Source organism: Arthrobacter sp. FW306-04-A, from assembly GCF_044358315.1.
GTDB lineage: Bacteria > Actinomycetota > Actinomycetes > Actinomycetales > Micrococcaceae > Arthrobacter.
Genome location: NZ_CP084559.1, coordinates 3,328,277 through 3,343,323, shown reverse-complemented (window position 1 = coordinate 3,343,323; position 15,047 = coordinate 3,328,277). Strand labels below are relative to the sequence as shown.

At 61.7% G+C, this 15,047-nt stretch carries 10 protein-coding genes; 8 read left to right on the top strand and 2 right to left on the bottom strand.

What is annotated here, in order from left to right:
• Positions 1-65: 65 nt before the first annotated feature.
• From rplK to rplL, 6 genes are all read left to right on the top strand, one after another.
• The gene (gene rplK / locus LFT43_RS15470) at positions 66-497 is read left to right on the top strand and encodes a 50S ribosomal protein L11 (protein WP_018773647.1); all 432 of its coding nucleotides are present in this window, start codon (positions 66-68) and stop codon (positions 495-497) included.
• 132 nt (positions 498-629) lie between these two features.
• A complete protein-coding gene (gene rplA / locus LFT43_RS15465) occupies positions 630-1,337 on the top strand; it encodes a 50S ribosomal protein L1 (RefSeq protein ID WP_234749040.1) in 708 nt (235 codons plus the stop codon).
• Between the two features lie 167 nt (positions 1,338-1,504).
• On the top strand, positions 1,505-2,596 hold the full coding sequence (locus tag LFT43_RS15460; protein ID WP_395798195.1) for a GNAT family N-acetyltransferase: 1,092 nt from the start codon (positions 1,505-1,507) through the stop codon (positions 2,594-2,596).
• Positions 2,575-3,726 (top strand): GNAT family N-acetyltransferase, encoded by a 1,152-nt coding sequence (locus LFT43_RS15455; protein WP_395798193.1) that lies wholly within the window; start codon positions 2,575-2,577, stop codon positions 3,724-3,726. The genes LFT43_RS15460 and LFT43_RS15455 overlap by 22 nt, the downstream gene beginning before the upstream one ends.
• Positions 3,727-4,028: 302 nt before the next feature.
• Positions 4,029-4,634 carry a 50S ribosomal protein L10 gene (gene rplJ, locus LFT43_RS15450; RefSeq protein ID WP_395798191.1) on the top strand — a complete coding sequence of 202 codons (606 nt, stop codon included), beginning with the start codon at positions 4,029-4,031 and terminating at the stop codon, positions 4,632-4,634.
• Between the two features lie 77 nt (positions 4,635-4,711).
• Entirely contained in the window at positions 4,712-5,089 is a 378-nt protein-coding gene (gene rplL, locus LFT43_RS15445; RefSeq protein ID WP_395798189.1) for a 50S ribosomal protein L7/L12, read from the top strand.
• Between the two features lie 153 nt (positions 5,090-5,242).
• On the opposite strand, the gene LFT43_RS15440 is transcribed toward rplL, so the two are convergent.
• Both LFT43_RS15440 and LFT43_RS15435 read right to left on the bottom strand, forming a co-directional pair.
• Positions 5,243-5,710, bottom strand: coding sequence for an aminoacyl-tRNA deacylase (locus LFT43_RS15440; RefSeq protein ID WP_395798187.1), 468 nt, complete (start codon positions 5,708-5,710; stop codon positions 5,243-5,245).
• A 42-nt stretch (positions 5,711-5,752) separates the two neighbouring features.
• Positions 5,753-6,961, bottom strand: a complete 1,209-nt coding sequence (locus LFT43_RS15435) for an acetyl-CoA C-acetyltransferase (protein ID WP_395798185.1) — start codon at positions 6,959-6,961, stop codon at positions 5,753-5,755.
• A gap of 398 nt (positions 6,962-7,359) precedes the next feature.
• Between LFT43_RS15435 and rpoB the strand changes: the two genes are divergently transcribed.
• Positions 7,360-10,866, top strand: coding sequence for a DNA-directed RNA polymerase subunit beta (gene rpoB, locus LFT43_RS15430; RefSeq protein ID WP_265979297.1), 3,507 nt, complete (start codon positions 7,360-7,362; stop codon positions 10,864-10,866).
• 103 nt (positions 10,867-10,969) lie between these two features.
• Positions 10,970-14,869 carry a DNA-directed RNA polymerase subunit beta' gene (locus LFT43_RS15425; protein WP_395798182.1) on the top strand — a complete coding sequence of 1,300 codons (3,900 nt, stop codon included), beginning with the start codon at positions 10,970-10,972 and terminating at the stop codon, positions 14,867-14,869.
• The last annotated feature ends 178 nt before the right edge of the window (positions 14,870-15,047 follow it).

Genomic DNA, 15,047 nt, shown 5'->3' with positions numbered 1-15,047 from the left:
CATGGCGGCCGCAAACCTGAGGCACGCTCCTGTGTCCTAGGAAGTTATTGAGAGAAGGACCTACATTGGCTCCCAAGAAGAAGGTCACCGGCCTCATCAAGCTGCAGATCCAGGCAGGTGCCGCCAACCCGGCCCCGCCGATCGGTCCTGCGCTTGGCCAGCACGGTGTCAACATCATGGAATTCTGCAAGGCGTACAACGCTGCAACGGAAGCCCAGCGCGGAAACGTTATCCCGGTTGAAATCACGGTCTACGAAGACCGCTCCTTCACCTTCATCACCAAGACTCCGCCGGCTGCAGAGCTCATTAAGAAGGCCGCAGGCGTTGCCAAGGGTTCGGCCACGCCGCACACCGTCAAGGTTGCCAAGCTGACCCAGGCACAGGTTAACGAGATCGCCACCACCAAGATGGAAGACCTCAACGCCACCAGCCTTGAGGGTGCTGCCAAGATTATCGCCGGCACCGCACGCTCCATGGGCATCACCGTCGAAGGCTAATACCAGCCTTCGACCGCCGGGAAACCGGCACCATTGAAATATTGAGAATGTTGGAGATCCACGCCGGATTCCCAACTGTGGCAGGGCCCAGCGCGGTCCGCAGACCACAACTGCACAAGGAGAATAAGCAGCATGGCAAAGCGCAGCAAAGCATATGAGGCAGCCGTAGCCAAGATCGAGGCAGACAAGTTCTACGCCCCGTTCGAGGCCATCAAGCTCGCCAAGGACACCAACCCGTCCAAGTTCGACGCCACCGTTGAGGTCGCTTTCCGTTTGGGCGTTGACCCGCGTAAGGCCGACCAGATGGTCCGCGGCACCGTCAACCTGCCGCACGGCACGGGTAAGACTGCCCGCGTCCTGGTTTTCGCAACGGGCGACAAGGCCGAAGCAGCAATCGCTGCAGGCGCCGACTTCGTTGGTTCCGATGACCTGATCGAAAAGATCGCAGCCGGCTGGACCGACTTCGACGCCGCAGTGGCAACCCCTGACCTCATGGGCAAGGTTGGCCGTCTCGGTAAGGTCCTCGGCCCGCGTAACCTCATGCCGAACCCCAAGACCGGTACCGTGACCGCAGATGTCACCAAGGCTGTCAACGACATCAAGGGTGGCAAGATCGACTTCCGCGTCGACAAGCACTCGAACCTGCACTTCATCATCGGCAAGGTTTCCTTCGATGAACTGAAGCTGGCCGAGAACTACGCAGCCGCTCTGGAAGAGGTGCTTCGCCTGAAGCCGTCCGCTTCCAAGGGCCGCTACATCCAGAAGGCTACGGTCGCCACCACGTTCGGCCCGGGCATCTCCGTTGACCCGAACGTCACCAAGGTCCTCACCGAGGCGTAAGCCACTGGGAGCATCGACTCTGAAAGGACCGTCCGGCAATCGCCGGGCGGTCCTTTTTGTCCGATTGAGGAGCTGCCTTCGCGGCACGGTGAAGCGTACGACGGCGTCCCGCACCTCCCGGCGTCGGGCACCTATCGCGGCCGGCGGCCGCTGATTAGGCTGAGGACATGACAGGCCAGCTTCCGGACTTCAGCATCCATGAGTTCGATCTGCCGGAGTCCCTGGAAGGGCCGGACGGCGAGGTGTTCCGGGAACTCTCGTCCGCGATGGACGCCACGGTGCTGGAAACCTGGGGAAACTTGGACAGGGCATCCTCGGCGGCGGTCCGGCTTGCTGCATGGCGCGACACCCCCTATGAGGTATCCAGGAACTTTCTTGCGCGGGTTGATGGAGGCATCGTCGGCTACGCTTCTTGCCACGTTCCGCTCAAAGACAACGTCGGCACCGCGTGGCTACATGTAGATGTCCTGCAGAGACACCGCCGGCTTGGAATCGGAACCGCATTGCTCCGCACCGTGGAGGAGGTCGCGACGGCTCAGGGAAGGCATGTCCTGCAGGCGCACACCGAACACCCCGTCGGCTTCGAAGGGACCGGTCCCCTTGCCCCGGCCGCGGGAGCCGGGGGAGTATCCGGATCTGGTTCGGACGTCGCCTTCTGCCTCAAGAATGGATACAGCCTCGAACAGACAAGTAGGTTCAGCAGACTGGAAATGGACCACAACGCGGAGTGGGCGAACCTTGAGTTCATGGCGCATTCCAAAGCGGATGCCGCATACGGGGTCCTTGGCTGGACCAACCGTTGCCCCGGCGAATACGTGGAGCAGATGGCGGTTCTCATGGGGCGGATGAGCACGGACACTCCCGCCGGAGGCCTTGAGATTGAGGCAGAGGCGTGGGACGCGGCACGCGTCAGGCAACTTGAGGACACTGCACTTGCCGAGGGCCGGACCGCCCTTGTGGCAGCTGCGCAACATCGCCCAACCGGGGAACTCGCCGCTTACACGGTGATTTACCTCGATCCTGCGAAGCCGTGGATGGCTGATCAGGACGACACCTTGGTGGCAAGCCCGCACCGAGGCCACGGACTGGGGATGCTCGTGAAATTGGCGAACCTGAGGCGACTGCAAGCAGAATATCCGGCCGTCCAACGCGTCATGACTTTTAACGCCGAGGAAAACGAACATATGCTGGCCATCAACGTACAGCTCGGCTTCCGACCGGTGGGATACGACGGCGAATGGCAAAAGAGGACCAAATGACGAGCACGGTGGAGATCGGCCAACTCTGGATCCCGGATTCCCTTGACGCCGATGACGCGAAGGATTTCCTCGCCGCCGTGGAAGTCAGCCGCAAAGTCCGGATGCAGATCTGGGGGAGCGACGACCTCGCCTACACGCCGTTGGAGAAACTGCTCGAACTGGCAGATCCTTACGAACGCCAGGTCATTCTGGTGGCCCGCGTTGACGGGCGCATCGTCGGCACGGTCGACATCGCGCTCCCGCTTGCCGACAACATGGACCTGGCGGAATTCACCCTCGATATCCTCCCGGAGTTCCAACGCAGGGGCGTAGGGCGGCAGCTTCTGGAGGCCGCCGAACATTTCGCCAAGAGCGAGGGCAGAACGATGATCATGGTGGACACCAACCACCCTGCCGCGTCCCTGCACGGGGGTGCCGACGAACAATTGGTGCCGGGCAGTGGCCTCGGGTTCGTCCCCCTGGCCAGCCGCGAGGTCGACTTCGCCCGGCGTACCGGCTACACCCTCCAGCACATCGAACAGTTCAGTTCCTGCGCCCTCCCGTTGGACTCGAAGCTCGTCGCCGAGCTCGAGGCCGAAGCAGAGGATGCGAATGCCGGCCGGTACCGCGTCCACCACTGGACGGACCGTTGCCCCGAGCAATGGCTGGAGGCCGTGGCTGCGCTCGAGAACGCTGCCGGCGAAGTTGTGTCGGAGGGCGGCGAGACCGCTGAAGCTGAGCAGCAGCAGTTAGTATTCGACGCCGGCGTCCTGCGTCAGGCGGAAGACGCCGCCGTCGCGCAGGGGCGCCGAACGGTGGTCACCGCCGTCGAGCACGTCGCCAGCGGGCGCATCGTTGGACTCACTACTATTGGCGTCCTGGCGCAACGCCAGGATGTCGTCTTCCAAGACGACACGATCGTCCTGCAGGAGCACCGGGGAAACAAGCTCGGACTCCTGATCAAGGTGGCCAATATGCAGCGCCTCAGCGAGCAGTTCCCGGACGCTCGGGTGATCTACACCTGGAATGCCCCGGAAAATCGGTACCTGCTGACAGTGAACAAGCAATTGGGATTTACCACGGCAGGAGTCACAGGGCTTTGGCAAAAGGAGCTGCCGGACATGGGTCCCAGGGTCACTTCCTCTGAGTGAGGCGGCGTGATTTGGTGATGCACTTACCCGTCCCGTAAGCTTGAACTACCAAAGACCGTCGGTTGATGGGAATCCACTCCTCTGTGCGCAGCTCAACACTGCAGCCACGCGCGGAAGAATCAAGTGGCTTCCCTGACGAAGGACCCTGACAAAGGGCGGCCGGCGCAGGTGAACGAAGCAAGTCTCCACGATCATGTGATCGCGTCGAGTCAAGCCCCGTGCATCTGCGCGGGGCGTTTTTTAGTTACAGCTCTTTTGAGCGGGGACCCGGAAGACCGGCTTTATTCCCCGGAAGGAGGGTTATGGCAACGCCAAGCAAGATCTCTGCAGTCGCTGAGATCACGAACGATTTCAAGGAATCGAACGCCGCTGTCCTGACCGAATACCGCGGGCTCTCTGTCGCACAGCTCAAGGAGCTGCGTGTTTCTCTCGGCCTGGACACCAAGTTCTCGGTCGTCAAGAACACCCTGACCGCCATTGCAGCCAAGGAAGCTGGTGTCGAAGCATTCGACGGTCAGCTCGCCGGCCCCACTGCGATTGCATTCATCAAGGGTGACGCGGTTGCTGCCGCCAAGAGCCTGACGGACTTTGCCAAGGTCAACAAGCAGCTGGTCATCAAGACCGGTTACTTCGAAGGCAAGGCACTGAACGCAGCAGAGGTTGCCGCTCTGGCAGCCCTCGAGTCCCGTGAGCTGCAGCTCGCCAAGGTTGCAGGCATCCTCAAGGCACCTGCTGCCGCCGCTGCACGCATCATTGACGCTCTGCGCCTCAAGCTTGAAGAAGAGGGCGGCGCTGTAGCACCGGCCGCTGAAGAAGCACCGGCTGCCGAAGAGGCTCCCGCCGAGGCTGCTGCAGAAGAGGCTGCCGCTCCGGCTGAAGCCGCTGAAGCAGCAACCGAAGAGAACTAAGTTCTCCCCCCAATCAAACTGCGGTGCGGTAACGGACGATGTCCGTGGCAGCACCACCTAAAGGAAGGACGCCAAACATGGCGAAGCTCAGCAACGAAGAGCTCATTGAAGCTTTCAAGGAACTGACCATCATCGAGCTCTCCGAGTTCGTCAAGCTCTTCGAAGAGACCTTCGAAGTTACTGCTGCTGCTGTTGCAGTTGCAGGCCCGGCTGCGGGCGGCGCTGGCGAAGAAGTTGAAGAGAAGACCGAATTTGATGTCATCCTCGAAGCTGCCGGCGAAAAGAAGATCGCAGTGATCAAGGAAGTTCGCGCTATCACCTCCCTCGGCCTCAAGGAAGCCAAGGACCTGGTTGACGGTGCACCGAAGGCTGTCCTCGAAGGCGCCACCAAGGAAGCTGCAGAGAAGGCCAAGGACCAGCTCGAAGCTGCAGGCGCCACGGTTACTGTCAAGTAACTCGCCTCTTCGGGTAATTCGCTTTACCCAGGAAGCCCCGTCCGGATTCGTCCGGACGGGGCTTCCTGCATTTAAGAGCAACGCGGGGTCACTTATGGCCCACTGGGCGCTGCTGGATGGGCCGTAAGTGACCCCGCGTTGCGTTTGGAAGGGTCAGATGGGGTCGCTGATGTCGGCCACGACGGCCTGCAACGCGGCAGCCAGTTCGTCGGCCTTCACGAAAGCGCTGAATCCGTGTTCGCCGGCACCCATGGATACCCGTCGTCCCGCGATGCTGGCGTCGGCATAGACCGGCCAAGGCTTTGAGCTTCCCAACGGAGTGATGGTGCCGCGCTCATAGCCGGTGGCCTCGAAGGCGATATCGGCGGAGGGCATGGACAGCTTGTTGACGCCGAGGAGGGCGCGCAGTTTTGGCCAGGAGATCTGCCGATCACCAGGAACCAGTGCGAACAGGAAAGTGCCGTCCCGCTGTTTGACCACAAGGGACTTCACAATGTCCGACGGCGTGATCCCCATGATGCGGGCCGCGTCCTCAAGACTTCCGGCCGCCGCCCGTTCCACGAGCTGGACCTCCAGTCCGCGGGCGGCTGCGTCGGCCAGGAATCGCTCAGTGCCCCGCATTCATGCCTCATTTCTCAAGTGGCCGCTGCCGCTGCCGAATTCCTAGTCGCGGTAGAGGAGCAGTGCTTCGCCTTGACCGCCGCCGCCACACAATGCGACTGCCGCCTTGCCCTTGCCGCGGCGCTTCAGCTCGTGGGCCGCATGCAGGGCAAGCCGGGCCCCGGAGGCCCCGATCGGATGCCCAATAGCGATTGCCCCGCCATGGATATTGCACTTCTCCAAGGGATAGTCCAGGTCCTTCAAGGACTGCACCGCAACCGAGCCGAACGCTTCGTTGATCTCGATGAAGTCCAGATCGGCAGTTGTCCATCCGGCGCGGTCCAAAGCATGCCGGATGGCGTTGGACGGCTGCGAATGCAGGCTGTTGTCAGGCCCGGCCACTTGCCCGGGCTTGCCGAGGACGGCAAGATACTCGAGACCGTTCTCCTCGGCAAAGCGACGGCTCGTGAGCACCAGTGCGGAGGCGCCGTCGGACAGGGGGGACGAGTTGCCTGCCGTGATGGTCCCATCGGTGGCGAAGGCGCCCTTCAGGGGGGCCAAGGTCTCGAGAGTGGTCTGGGGGCGGACCCCTTCGTCGCTTGTCAACACCAGGGGTTCGCCCTTGCGCTGTTTGATGCTGATGGGTGTGATCTCGCCGTCGAACACTCCTTGCTCTGCGGCCGCGGCGGCACGCTGGTGTGAAGCAGCGGCCACTTCATCCTGGGAGCGGCGGTCGATGCCCAGGGAGAGGTTCTTGATCTCGGTGGACAGGCCCATCGACTGGCCATCAAAAGCGTCCGTGAGGCCGTCATGTGCCGCAACGTCGAGAGCCTGGATTGCCCCGTAGCTCCACCCTTGCCGTGAGCCTGGCAACAAATGGGGAGCGCGGCTCATCGATTCCTGACCGCCGGCAACCACAACGGTGGCATCGCCGCTGCGGATCATTCGTGCGGCATCGATCACGGCAGTCAGTCCGGAAAGACAGACCTTGTTGATGGTGACGGCCGGGATGTTCCATCCGATGCCGGCGGCTATGGCACTCTGCCGGGCAGGATTCTGGCCGGCTCCCGCTTGCAGGACCTGTCCCATGATCACAGCGTCGACTTTGTCCGCGGTGAGCCCGCTCGCCGCGATGGCGCCTGAAATGGCGTGCGCACCGAGCTCGACGGCGGTGAGTCCAGCCAGTTGACCGTTCAACCTGCCCTGGGGGGTACGGGTGGCGGAAAGGATGACAACGTCGTTGTTGTCCCTTTTGTCTGAAGGGGTGCTCATTTTCTCTCTTCCGATCAAGGGTGGTGAGCCTAGGCTATCGTGGCCCCCATCACCTCTCCATTCAACGATGGAGCCCCGAACAACATTCCGTCCGCGGTGGCCGCATAGGTGCCTGCAGCAACCGTGCTTGCATTCAGGCGAAATGTGGGGTAGACAGGTGGGTTGATTTGCCGTATCGTGGATATTTGCGTCTTCCCTGTTAACCTTCAGCCTTCATATAGCGGTGGGCTTTACCCCTCAGCTGCGCCTTTTGATGTGCCGTTTAGAACGTGCACGCTCTTGGTCAGCCGGGGTCCCGGGTCATATAGCGGAACCGGAAAGGTACACTGCGGATTCAATCTGCAGGGTGCAAGCGGGGGAGATCTGAAAACGCCTGAAGGTCTGTGGAAGGATCCCTCTTGGTCGCCTCGAGCACCTCTAATAACGAAACCGCTAATACGGCAAGCACCGATGGTGCAACTCGCCGGCTCTCATTCGCAAAGATTCACGAACCGCTGGACGTTCCGAATCTGCTCGCACTGCAGACAGACAGCTTTGACTGGCTGGTCGGAAACGAACGCTGGCAGGCGCGGGTAGCGAAGGCCGTCGAGGAAGGCGACCTGAGCGTCGCCACTACCTCTGGACTTGCCGACATCTTCGAAGAGATCTCCCCCATCGAGGACTTCCAGGGCACTATGTCCCTGAGCTTCTCCGAGCCGGAGTTCGCTGATCCGAAGTACACCATGGCCGAATGCAAAGACCGTGACGCCACTTACTCGGCACCGCTGTATGTCAAGGCCGAGTTCATGAACAACAACACGGGTGAAATCAAGCAGCAGACCGTGTTCATGGGCGATTTCCCTCTCATGACAGAGAAGGGAACGTTTGTTGTCAACGGCACCGAGCGTGTCGTCGTCTCCCAGCTGGTTCGTTCGCCGGGCGCCTACTTTGAGCGCACCGCTGACAAGACCAGTGACAAAGACATCTTCACTGCAAAGATCATCCCGTCCCGCGGTGCATGGTTCGAGCTCGAAATCGACAAGCGCGACCAGGTCGGCGTACGCCTCGACCGCAAGCGCAAGCAGTCGGTAACCGTTCTGCTGAAGGCCCTTGGTTGGACCGAAGGCCAGATCCTGGAAGAGTTCGGCCAGTACGACTCCATGCGTGCAACGCTGGAGAAGGACGCCACCGAAACCCGCGAAGACGCTCTTCTGGACATCTACCGCAAGCTGCGTCCGGGCGAGCCGCCCACCGTCGAGGCTGCCCAGTCGCTACTGGACAACCTGTACTTCAACGCCAAGCGCTATGATCTGGCCAAGGTTGGCCGTTACAAGATCAACCGCAAGCTCGGCATCGACCGCTCCCTTGGCGACAAGGAAGCTTCGGTCCTGCACGTTGAAGACATCGTCGCCATGATCAAGTTCCTCGTCGCGCTTCACGCCGGCGAGAAAACCCTCATGGGCAAGCGAGACGGCGAAGACCACGAGCTCCGCGTCGAGATCGATGACATCGACCACTTCGGTAACCGCCGCATCCGCGCCGTTGGCGAACTGATCGAAAACCAGGTCCGCACCGGCCTGTCCCGCATGGAGCGCGTCGTCCGCGAACGCATGACCACGCAGGACGTCGAAGCCATCACGCCGCAGACCCTGATCAACATCCGTCCTGTTGTGGCAGCAATCAAGGAGTTCTTCGGAACGTCCCAGCTGTCCCAGTTCATGGACCAGAACAACCCGTTGTCGGGTCTGACCCACAAGCGCCGCCTGTCGGCTCTTGGGCCGGGTGGTCTGTCCCGTGACCGCGCCGGCATGGAAGTTCGAGACGTTCACCCGTCCCACTACGGACGTATGTGCCCCATCGAAACTCCTGAAGGTCCGAACATTGGTCTGATCGGTTCGTTGGCTTCCTATGGCCGCATCAACCCGTTCGGTTTCATCGAGACTCCGTACCGCCTGGTTTCCGAGGGCGTCGTTTCCGATGAGGTCCAGTACCTCACCGCCGACGACGAAGCCGAAGTCCTGATTGCACAGGCCAACGCACCGCTGGATGCCGACAAGAAGTTCGCGGAAGAAACCGTGCTTGTCCGTGCCCGTGGTGGTGGAGGCGAGCCCGTTCTGGTTCCGGCTGGCGAAGTTCAGTTCATGGACGTCTCCCCGCGCCAGATGGTGTCCGTAGCTACCGCTCTGATTCCGTTCCTTGAGCATGACGATGCAAACCGCGCACTCATGGGTGCGAACATGCAGCGCCAGGCTGTGCCGCTGGTCCGTTCCGAGGCCCCGTTCGTGGGTACCGGCATGGAGCGCGCTGCCGCCGTCGACGCCGGTGACGTTGTCATCGCGAAGAAGGCCGGTGTCGTCAACGAAGTTTCCGCTGACCTCGTCACCATGCTTAACGACGACGGTACGGAAACCAGCTACCGCATCAACAAGTTCGCCCGTTCCAACCAGGGCAACTGCTACAACCACCGTGTCTTGGTCAACGAAGGCCAGCGCCTCGAGGTCGGCGGCATCATCGCTGACGGCCCGGCAACGGATCAGGGTGAACTTGCCCTCGGTAAGAACCTTCTCGTGGCATTCATGTCCTGGGAGGGCCACAACTTCGAGGACGCCATCATCCTGTCGCAGCGCATCGTCGCTGAGGACGTCCTTTCCTCCATCCACATCGAGGAGCACGAGATCGATGCCCGCGACACCAAGCTTGGTGCCGAGGAAATCACCCGTGACATCCCCAACGTGTCCGAGGAAGTCCTCGCAGGACTGGACGAGCGCGGCATCATCCACATCGGTGCCGAGGTTGAAGCCGGCGACATCCTGGTCGGTAAGGTCACCCCGAAGGGTGAAACCGAACTGACCCCGGAAGAGCGCCTGCTCCGCGCGATCTTCGGCGAGAAGTCCCGCGAAGTGCGTGACACCTCCTTGAAGGTTCCCCACGGCGAGTCCGGCACGGTTATCGGCGTGCGTGTCTTCGACCGCGACAACGACGACGAGCTGCCCCCGGGCGTCAACCAGCTGGTTCGCGTCTACGTTGCCGCTAAGCGCAAGATCACCGACGGCGACAAGCTCGCTGGCCGCCACGGTAACAAGGGCGTCATCTCCAAGATCCTCCCGATCGAAGACATGCCGTTCCTTGCTGACGGGACACCGGTGGACATCGTTCTGAACCCCCTGGGTGTTCCGGGCCGAATGAACGTCGGCCAGGTGCTTGAAACGCACCTCGGTTGGGTTGCCAAGACCGGTTGGAAGATCGAAGGCGAGCCGGAGTGGGTCAAGAACCTTCCGAACCTGCCTCGTGAAACCGGCCAGACCACTGTCGCCACCCCGGTGTTCGACGGTGCACGCGAAGAGGAAATCACAGGTCTGCTGGATTCTACCAACGTGACCCGCGACGGTGACCGCCTGATCGACTCCTCCGGCAAGACCCGTTTGTTCGACGGCCGCTCCGGCGAGCCGTTCCCGGACCCCGTCTCCGTGGGCTACATGTACATCCTGAAGCTCCACCACTTGGTGGACGACAAGATCCACGCGCGTTCCACCGGCCCGTACTCCATGATCACGCAGCAGCCGCTGGGTGGTAAGGCACAGTTCGGTGGCCAGCGCTTCGGTGAAATGGAAGTGTGGGCGCTCGAAGCATACGGCGCCGCCTACACCCTCCAGGAACTGCTCACGATCAAGTCGGATGACATCCACGGCCGCGTGAAGGTTTACGAAGCCATCGTCAAGGGCGAGAACATCCCCGAGCCTGGCGTTCCGGAATCCTTCAAGGTCTTGATCAAGGAAATGCAGTCGCTGTGCCTGAACGTGGAAGTTCTTTCCACGGATGGTACGACGATCGAAATGCGTGACTCTGATGACGCAGTCTTTACGGCTGCGGAAGAACTGGGCATTGATCTGTCTCGCGCAGAGCCCAGCTCCGTAGAAGAGGTCTAAACAGCCGCTTTTGGCTGGCGGTGCGTACCGCCAGCCAAGGCAGCTGCCTCTTTCCGTAAATCAAGACTTCAGAATTTAGAGAACAAGAGAGAACAGGGACCATATGTCCAGCGAATCCTCCTTCGGCCTCATGCAGATCGGCCTAGCCACCGCGGAAGACATCCGCGGCTGGTCGTACGGTGAGGTCAAGAAGCCGGAAACCATCAACTACCGCACGCTCAAGCCCGAGAAGGACGGCCTCTTCTGCGAGAAGATCTTCGGCCCGTCCCGCGACTGGGAATGCTACTGCGGCAAGTACAAGCGCGTGCGCTTCAAGGGCATCATCTGTGAGCGTTGTGGCGTTGAAGTCACACGCGCCAAGGTGCGCCGCGAACGCATGGGCCACATCGAACTGGCTGCTCCCGTCACGCACATCTGGTACTTCAAGGGCGTTCCCTCCCGTTTGGGCTACCTCCTTGACCTGGCACCGAAGGACCTTGAAAAGGTCATCTACTTCGCTGCCTACATGATCACCAGCGTGGACACCGAGAGCCGTCACGCGGAACTGCCGAACCTCCAGGTTGAGCACGACCTCGAGAAGAAGCAGCTCGTCGACAACCGCGACAGCGACATCGCAACGATTGCCCGCGACCTTGAGGACGAGCTCGCCCGCCTCGAAGGCGAAGGCGCCAAGGCTGCGGACAAGAAGAAGGCCCGCGACTCTGCGGATCGTCAGATGGCCAACGTCCGCAAGCGTGCGGACGCTGAGATCGAGCGCCTCGAGCAGGTCTGGGACCGGTTCAAGAACCTCAAGGTCGCAGACCTCGAAGGTGACGAAGGCCTGTACCGCGAACTGCGCGACCGGTATGGCATGTACTTCGAAGGCTCCATGGGTGCCGAAGCCATCAAGAAGCGTCTTGAGAACTTCGACATGCAGGCAGAGTCTGAGTCCCTGCGCGACACCATCCAGAACGGCAAGGGCCAGCGCAAGACCCGTGCCCTCAAGCGCCTGAAGGTTGTCAATGCGTTCCTGACTACCAGCAACAGCCCGCTCGGCATGGTGCTGGACGCTGTCCCGGTGATCCCGCCGGAACTGCGCCCGATGGTCCAGCTGGACGGTGGCCGCTTCGCGACCTCCGACCTCAACGACCTCTACCGCCGCGTGATCAACCGCAACAACCGACTCAAGCGATTGCTTGACCTCGGTGCTCCGGAGATCATCGTCAACAACGAGAAGCGCATGCTTCAGGAAGCTGTTGACAGCCTCTTCGACAACGGCCGTCGTGGCCGTCCCGTCACAGGTCCGGGCAACCGTCCGCTGAAGTCCCTGAGCGACATGCTCAAGGGCAAGCAGGGCCGTTTCCGCCAGAACCTGCTCGGCAAGCGCGTCGACTACTCAGGCCGTTCGGTCATCGTCGTCGGCCCGCAGCTGAAGCTGCACCAGTGTGGTCTGCCCAAGCAGATGGCCCTGGAGCTCTTCAAGCCGTTCGTGATGAAGCGACTGGTTGACCTCAACCACGCGCAGAACATCAAGTCGGCAAAGCGCATGGTCGAGCGTTACCGCCCGCAGGTCTGGGACGTGCTGGAAGAGATCATCACCGAACACCCGGTGCTGCTCAACCGTGCACCTACCTTGCACCGCCTCGGCATCCAGGCATTCGAGCCGCAGCTTGTTGAAGGCAAGGCGATCCAGCTTCACCCGCTGGTTTGTGGTGCCTTCAACGCAGACTTCGACGGCGACCAGATGGCAGTCCACCTGCCGCTGAGCCCCGAAGCCCAGGCTGAAGCCCGCATCCTGATGCTCTCCTCGAACAACATCCTGAAGCCGTCTGATGGCCGTCCGGTGACCCTGCCTTCGCAGGATATGATCATCGGCCTGTACCACCTGACCACCAAGCGTGTTGGTTCGGCAGGCGAAGGCCGTATCTTCTCCTCGGTTGCGGAAGCCATCATGGCCTACGACGCCCGCGAGCTGCACCTGAACTCCCAGGTCAAAATCCGTCTTGAGGGCTTTGTTCCTTACGCCGGCTGGGAAGCTCCGGAAGGTTGGGAGCCGGGTCGGACCGCGCTGGTCCAGACCTCCCTCGGCCAGGTTCTCTTCAACGAGACCCTCCCGGAGGACTACCCGTGGGTTGAAGCTGTTGCCGACAAGGGCGAGCTTTCCCGGATCGTCAACGACCTCGCAGAGCGCTACCCGAAGGTTGTCACGGCCGCAACGCTGGACAACCTGAAGGATGCCGGTTTCTACTGGGCAACCCGCTCGGGCGTCACCGTGGCAATCTCCGACATCGAGGTGCCCACCTCCAAGCCGGCCATCCTGGCCGGTTACGAGACCATGGCTGCCAAGATCCAGGGCCAGTACGACAAGGGCCTGATCGACGACGACGAGCGTCGCCAGGAACTGATCGAGATCTGGAACAAGGCCACCAACGAAATCGCCCAGGCGATGCGTGACAGCCTGTCCCCGATGAACACCATCAACCGCATGGTGTCCTCCGGTGCACGTGGTAACTGGATGCAGGTCCGCCAGATCGCGGGTATCCGTGGTCTTGTGGCCAACCCGAAGGGTGAGATCATCCCGCGTCCGATCAAGTCCTCGTACCGCGAGGGCCTGTCGGTGCTGGAATACTTCATCGCCACGCACGGTGCCCGTAAGGGTCTGGCCGACACCGCCCTGCGTACCGCCAACTCGGGTTACTTGACCCGTCGTCTGGTGGACGTTTCGCAGGACGTCATCGTCCGTGAAGAGGACTGTGGCACTGAGCGCGGTCTCATGACCGCAATCGCCGTACCGGACTCCAACGGTGAGCTGGTCCTTGACGAGAACGTCGAGAACAGCGCCTACGCACGTACCCTCGCCGTCGACGTCGTCGACTCCAAGGGCGCAGTGCTGGCAGCTGCCGGCACCGACTGCGGCGACGTCGTCATTGCCGAGCTGCTCGCGGCCGGTATCACCGAGGTCAAGGTCCGCTCCGTGCTCACCTGTGAGTCCAAGGTCGGTACCTGTGCGCTCTGCTACGGCCGTTCGCTGGCAACCGGCAAGACCGTGGACATCGGAGAGGCCGTCGGCATTATCGCCGCACAGTCGATCGGTGAACCCGGTACCCAGCTGACCATGCGTACGTTCCACACCGGTGGTGCTGTTTCCGCCAGCGGTGGCGACGACATCACCCAGGGTCTGCCCCGTATCCAGGAGCTCTTCGAAGCCCGTACTCCGAAGGGTGTTGCACCGATTGCTGAAGCAGCCGGCCGCATCGCCATCGAAGAGTCCGAGCGCCAGATGCGCCTCATCATCACCCCGGACGATGGCTCCGAGGAGATCGCCTACCCGGTGCTGCGCCGTTCCCGCCTCCTCATCGAGGATGGCGAGCACGTCAGCGTCGGCCAGAAGCTGATCAACGGTCCTGTGGACCCGAAGCAGGTTCTGCGCATCATGGGTCCTCGTGCCGCCCAGAAGTTCCTGGTGGACGAGGTCCAGGGCGTTTACCGCAGCCAGGGCATTGGCATCCACGACAAGCACGTGGAAGTCATCGTCCGCCAGATGCTGCGCCGCGTGACCGTCATCGAATCCGGCGACTCCGATCTGCTTCCGGGCGAGCTCGCTGAGCGCAGCCGCTTCGAGGACGAGAACCGTCGCGTGGTGTCCGAGGGCCGTACCCCGGCTTCCGGCCGCCCGGAGCTCATGGGTATCACCAAGGCATCTCTGGCAACCGAGTCCTGGCTGTCGGCCGCTTCCTTCCAGGAAACCACCCGCGTTCTGACGCAGGCGGCCATGGAAGGCAAGAGCGACCCGCTGCTTGGCCTCAAGGAGAACGTCATCATCGGTAAGCTCATCCCGGCCGGTACGGGCCTGCCCCGTTACACCGAGGTCACCGTGGAGCCGACTGAAGAAGCAAAGGCAAGCCTGTTCACAGGCCCCAGCGCCTTCACCGACTTCTCGTATGACGCCCTGGGCGGCGACGGAGCTCCCGAGTTCCACGCCATCCCGCTGGATGACTACGATCTCGGCAACGACTTCCGCTGAGAAGTCTGCGACTCGAAGGAAGGACCCCGTACTCAGTGAGTGCGGGGTCCTTCCCGTTGGGTGCCCGACGACGGCGGCACGCACCCGCCGTCGTGGATTACCGCTTTACACCCGATTAAGGCCCCAGATCAAGCCATGCTAGAATTTTCGTAATTGTTCTGTGTGGCAGTGGATGAAG

Coding starts and splice junctions, on each gene's coding strand:
- rplJ (WP_395798191.1), top strand. CDS start 4,029: ATGGCAACGCCAAGCAAGATCTCTGCAGTCGCTGAGATCACGAACGAT.
- LFT43_RS15425 (WP_395798182.1), top strand. CDS start 10,970: ATGTCCAGCGAATCCTCCTTCGGCCTCATGCAGATCGGCCTAGCCACC.
- LFT43_RS15460 (WP_395798195.1), top strand. CDS start 1,505: ATGACAGGCCAGCTTCCGGACTTCAGCATCCATGAGTTCGATCTGCCG.
- LFT43_RS15435 (WP_395798185.1), bottom strand. CDS start 6,961: ATGAGCACCCCTTCAGACAAAAGGGACAACAACGACGTTGTCATCCTT.
- LFT43_RS15440 (WP_395798187.1), bottom strand. CDS start 5,710: ATGCGGGGCACTGAGCGATTCCTGGCCGACGCAGCCGCCCGCGGACTG.
- rplL (WP_395798189.1), top strand. CDS start 4,712: ATGGCGAAGCTCAGCAACGAAGAGCTCATTGAAGCTTTCAAGGAACTG.
- rplA (WP_234749040.1), top strand. CDS start 630: ATGGCAAAGCGCAGCAAAGCATATGAGGCAGCCGTAGCCAAGATCGAG.
- LFT43_RS15455 (WP_395798193.1), top strand. CDS start 2,575: ATGGCAAAAGAGGACCAAATGACGAGCACGGTGGAGATCGGCCAACTC.